At 68.6% G+C, this 4581-nt stretch carries 2 protein-coding genes and 2 pseudogenes; all 4 read right to left on the minus strand.

Annotation, left to right across the window (positions count from 1 at the left end; all coding sequences use genetic code 11):
• Positions 1-513: condensation domain-containing protein (locus tag ASD58_RS31950; protein WP_229210073.1), on the minus strand; the 513-nt coding region annotated here is incomplete at its 3' end.
• A complete protein-coding gene (locus ASD58_RS32920) occupies positions 501-3323 on the minus strand; it encodes a non-ribosomal peptide synthetase (RefSeq protein ID WP_057263539.1) in 2823 nt (940 codons plus the stop codon). The genes ASD58_RS31950 and ASD58_RS32920, both read right to left, overlap by 13 nt.
• A 50-nt stretch (positions 3324-3373) precedes the next feature.
• Positions 3374-3957, minus strand: a pseudogene (locus ASD58_RS32925) (condensation domain-containing protein); the annotation flags it as partial.
• A 61-nt stretch (positions 3958-4018) separates the two neighbouring features.
• Positions 4019-4575: pseudogene (locus tag ASD58_RS32930) on the minus strand (condensation domain-containing protein); the annotation flags it as partial.
• Positions 4576-4581: the final 6 nt, after the last annotated feature.

Genomic DNA, 4581 nt, shown 5'->3' on the forward strand with positions numbered 1-4581 from the left:
CATGCGCAGGGCCAGCGTATTGACGAAGAAGCCGATCATGCCTTCCACTTCGCTGCGCTGGCGGTTGGCCACCGGCGTGCCGACCACCACCTCGTCCTGYCCGCTCAGGCGCGCCAGCAGTGCCGACCAGCCGGCCAGCAGCACCATGAACAGCGTCACCTCGTGGCGCCGGCACAGCGCGCGCAGGCCGGCCGACAGTTCCGGCGCCAGCGTCCACTCGATCACGCCGCCGGCATAGCTTTGCAGCGCAGGACGTGCACGGTCGACCGGCAGCTCCAGCAGCGCCGGGGCGCCCGTCAGCCGTTCCTGCCAGTAGTCGAGCTGCGCCTGCAGCGCCGGCCCCTGCAGCCAGGCGCGCTGCCAGGCAGCGTAGTCGGCGTACTGGAAGGCCAGCGGCGGCAGCGGATCGTCCTGGCATTGCAGGCGCGCSGCRTACAGCGCACTCACTTCGCGCACCAGCACCCCGATCGACCAGCCATCCGAGACGATGTGGTGCATCGTCACCAGCAGCACGTGTTCCTGCGGCCCCAGGCGCAGCAGGCGGCCCCCACCCCGATCGACCAGCCATCCGAGACGATGTGGTGCATCGTCACCAGCAGCACGTGTTCCTGCGGCCCCAGGCGCAGCAGGCGGCCCCGGATCAGGGGTCCGGCCGCCAGGTCGAACGGCGCCGCCGCTTCTTCCGCCGCCAAGGTGGCCAACGCCGCTTCCTGTTCCGCGGCAGCAAGGCCGCCCAGGTCCTGCCGCTGCAGTGCGAAACCGGCCGTTGCCGGCGCAATGCGCTGCAACGCTTCATCCTGCTCCAGCACGAAGGTGGTGCGCAGGTTTTCATGGCGCGCCACGATCCGGTCCAGGGAATGCGCCAGAGCTTCGGCGTCGAGCTCACCGCACAGGCGCAGCGCGACCGGAATATGGTAGGCGGCACCAGCCGCACGGTCCAGGCGGTCGAGGAACCACAGGCGCTGCTGCGACCACGACAGCGGCAGCTTGCCGGCACGGTCGGCCAGTTCCATCGCTGCCTGCGCCGTCGGATCCGCTGCAGCCAGGGCGGCCGCGCAGTCGGCCAGTACCGGCGATTCGAACAGGTGGCGCAGGGCCAGCTCCATGCCCAACCTGGCGCGCACCTGCGACACCACCTGCACCGCCAGCAGCGAATGGCCGCCCAATTCAAAGAAGTGGTCGTGGCGGCCGACACGCGGCACGCCCAGCAAGGTCTGCCAAATGGCTGCCATTGCTGCCTCGCTCTCGCCACGCGGCGCCTGGTACTCACGGCTGGCGAGCGCGCCGGCGTCCGGTGCCGGCAAGGCTTGCCGGTCCACCTTGCCGTTCGGCGTCAGCGGCAGCCGTTCGAGCACGACGAATGCGGCCGGCAGCATATACTCGGCCAGGTGCTGCGCCAGTTCGGCGCGCAATTGCGCCGCCGCGGGCGCCACCCCATCGGCCACGATGTAGGCCACCAGGCGCTTGTGCCCGGCGCGCTCCTCGCGCGCCACAACCAGTGCTTCGCGTACCCCCGCGCAGGCGCGCAGGCGCGCTTCGATCTCGCCCGGCTCGATGCGGAAACCGCGCAGCTTGAGCTGGAAATCGTTGCGTCCCAGGTACTCGATAGCGCCGTCCTCGCGCCAGCGGCCCTGGTCGCCGCTGCGATACAGCCGTGCCCCCGCCTGCGCGCTGAATGGATCGTTGACGAAACGCTCGGCCGTCAAGTCGGGCTGGTTCAGGTAGCCTCGCGCAACGCCTGCGCCGCCGATATAGAGTTCCCCCACCACGCCGACCGGCACCGGCTGCAGCAGCGCATCAAGGATATACACCTGGGTGTTGCCGATAGGCCGGCCGATCGGGATGCTGCGCGCGCCAGCGGCCAGTTCGCCGATATCGTAGGTGGTGGTGAAGGTCGTGCCCTCGGTCGGGCCATAGCCGTTGATCAGGCGGCCGGGACGCAGCGGAGCGGCCAGCACGCGCGCAGCCACGGCCGGTTCCACCACGTCGCCGCCTACCAGCAAGTAGCGCAACTGGCCGAAACTGGCGGTCATCTGCGCGGCATATTGGTGGAACAGTCCGGCGGTCATCCACAGGGCGGTCGCCTTGCCGTGTTCCAGCGCCGCGCCCAGGCGCTGCGGCGACAGCACGTCGTCGCGCGCAATGATCACGATGGCAGCACCGTTGAGCAGTGGCGCCCAGATTTCCCAGGTAGCGGCATCGAAGGCCGGACTCGAGCAATGCGCGACACGATCCGTCGCTCCGAGTTCCGCATAGCCGCCATTAACAGCCAGCCGCAGGACATTGCCATGCTCAACCATGACCCCCTTCGGCTCTCCGGTCGAGCCGGAGGTGTAGATTACGTAAGCCAGCTGGCGCGGTCCAGCCGCGATCGAAAGCGCTCGCGCGTCCGGTGCCGGCGCCTGCGACACGTCGACCAGCAGGGGCGCGGCAGCCATCGATTGCAGCGCTTGCGCCAGGGCTGATTCAAGCGGCTGCGCACCACAGGCAAGCACCGCCGCCGGCGCGCAGCTCGCCAGCAACTGTGCCAGCCGCGCCGCCGGATAAGCTGGATCAAGCGGCACGTAGGCGCCGCCCGCCTTCAGGACGGCGAGCATGGCAACCACCGATTCGATGCTGCGTTCCATGCAGATCGCCACCGGTGTATCAGGCGCCAGGCCATGCGGGGCCAACCGGGCGGCCAGCAACCCGGCCTGGCGATCGAGCTCGCCATAGCTCAAGCTCTGCGCACCGCAAACGATGGCTGTCGCATCCGGCCTGCGCGCTACCTGTGCTTCGAATACTTGATGGATGGCGCAGTCGTCTGGATAGCTGCGCGCGGTCCTGTTAAAGCCGCTAACCACCCGGTCGCGCTCGGCCTCGTCCATCAAGGGCAGGCGGGCGATGGCCTGCCGCGCGTCAGCAGCCATCGCTCCCAGCACCAGGCGCAATTGCAGCAACAGGCGGTCGGCTGTCGCGCGGTCGAACAGGTCGGTTGCATAGCTCAGGTCGAGAGCAACCGACGAACCCGCTTCGGTAACTGAGAGCGCCAGGTCGAACGGCGTCGTAGGCGATACATGCTCCATGCCCTCCAGCGTCAAACCAGGCAGCTGGACGGTGCCGCCGGCACCGCTATTGTTCATCGCCAGCGTCACCTGGAATACCGGGCTGTGGCCCAGGCTGCGTTGCGGCTTGAGCACTTCCACCACCTGCTCGAACGGCACGTCCTGGTGGGCGTAGGCGTCCAGCGTGCTGGCCTTTACCTGCGCCAGCAGTTGTGCCACGTCCAACCCGTCGCCGAGGCGCACGCGCAGGGCCAGCGTGTTGACGAAGAAGCCGATCATGCCTTCCACTTCGCTGCGCTGGCGGTTGGCCACCGGCGTGCCGATCACCNTTGACGAAGAAGCCGATCATGCCTTCCACTTCGCTGCGCTGGCGGTTGGCCACCGGCGTGCCGATCACCACCTCGTCCTGACCGCTCAGACGCGACAGCAGCAGGGACCAGCCGGCCAGCAGCGTCATGAACAGCGTCGTGCCATGCCGCTTACCAAGGTCGCGCAAGCCTTCCGCCAGCGGCGCCGGCAGCGTCAAGCCGACCTGGCCGCCGGCGTAGCTCTGCACCGCAGGGCGCGCGCGGTCGGTCGGCAGCTCCAGCAGGGCCGGTGCGCCATCCAGGTGCGCGTGCCAGAAGTTCAGCTGGCGTTGCAGTGCTTCGCCTTGCAGCCAGGCCCGCTGCCACACCGCGTAATCGGCGTACTGCAACGGCAGCGGCGGCAGCGGGTCGCTTTCGCCCTGGCTGAAGGCGCGGTACAAGGTACTCACTTCGCGCACCAGGATGCCGATCGACCAGCCATCCGAAATGATGTGGTGCTGTGTGATCAGCAGCACATGTTCTTCCTCCCYCAGCACCAGCAGCCGGCCGCGGATCAGCGGCCCCTGTGCCAGGTCGAACGGCGCCTGCGATTCTTCCAGCGCCATGCGTTCGACGGCGAATTCGCGCTCATGCCCGCTCAAGCCGCTCAGGTCCTGCTGCTCCAGNGCCAGGTCGAACGGCGCCTGCGATTCTTCCAGCGCCATGCGTTCGACGGCGAATTCGCGCTCATGCCCGCTCAAGCCGCTCAGGTCCTGCTGCTCCAGGGCGAAGCCGCAATCAGCCGGCGCGATGCGCTGCACCGGCTGGCCATCGGCYAGCACAAACGTGGTGCGCAAGCCTTCGTGGCGCGCCACGATGCGGTCCAGCGTCGCCTGCAGCGCTGCCCGGTCCAGCCGGCCGCGCAAGTGCAAGCCGGCCGGGATGTGGTAGGCCGCGCCTGCCGCATGGTCAAGCTGGTCGAGGAACCACAGGCGTTGCTGTGCCCACGACAGCGGCAGCGCATCGCCGCGTTCGGCCACCGTGATCGCACCGAGCTGCGTCTGCCGCCCGGCGGCCACCAGTTGCGCCAGGCCGGCCAGGGTTGGTTGTTCAAACAGTTCGCGCAGCGCCACTTCGCGTCCAAGCAATTCACGCAGGCGCGACACCACCTGCACCGCCAGCAGCGAATGGCCGCCCAGTTCGAAGAAATGGTCATGGCGGCCGACCCGCTCGACACCCAGCAGCTCCTG

The sequence above is a fragment of the Duganella sp. Root1480D1 genome (assembly GCF_001427305.1).
Lineage (GTDB): Bacteria > Pseudomonadota > Gammaproteobacteria > Burkholderiales > Burkholderiaceae_D > Rugamonas.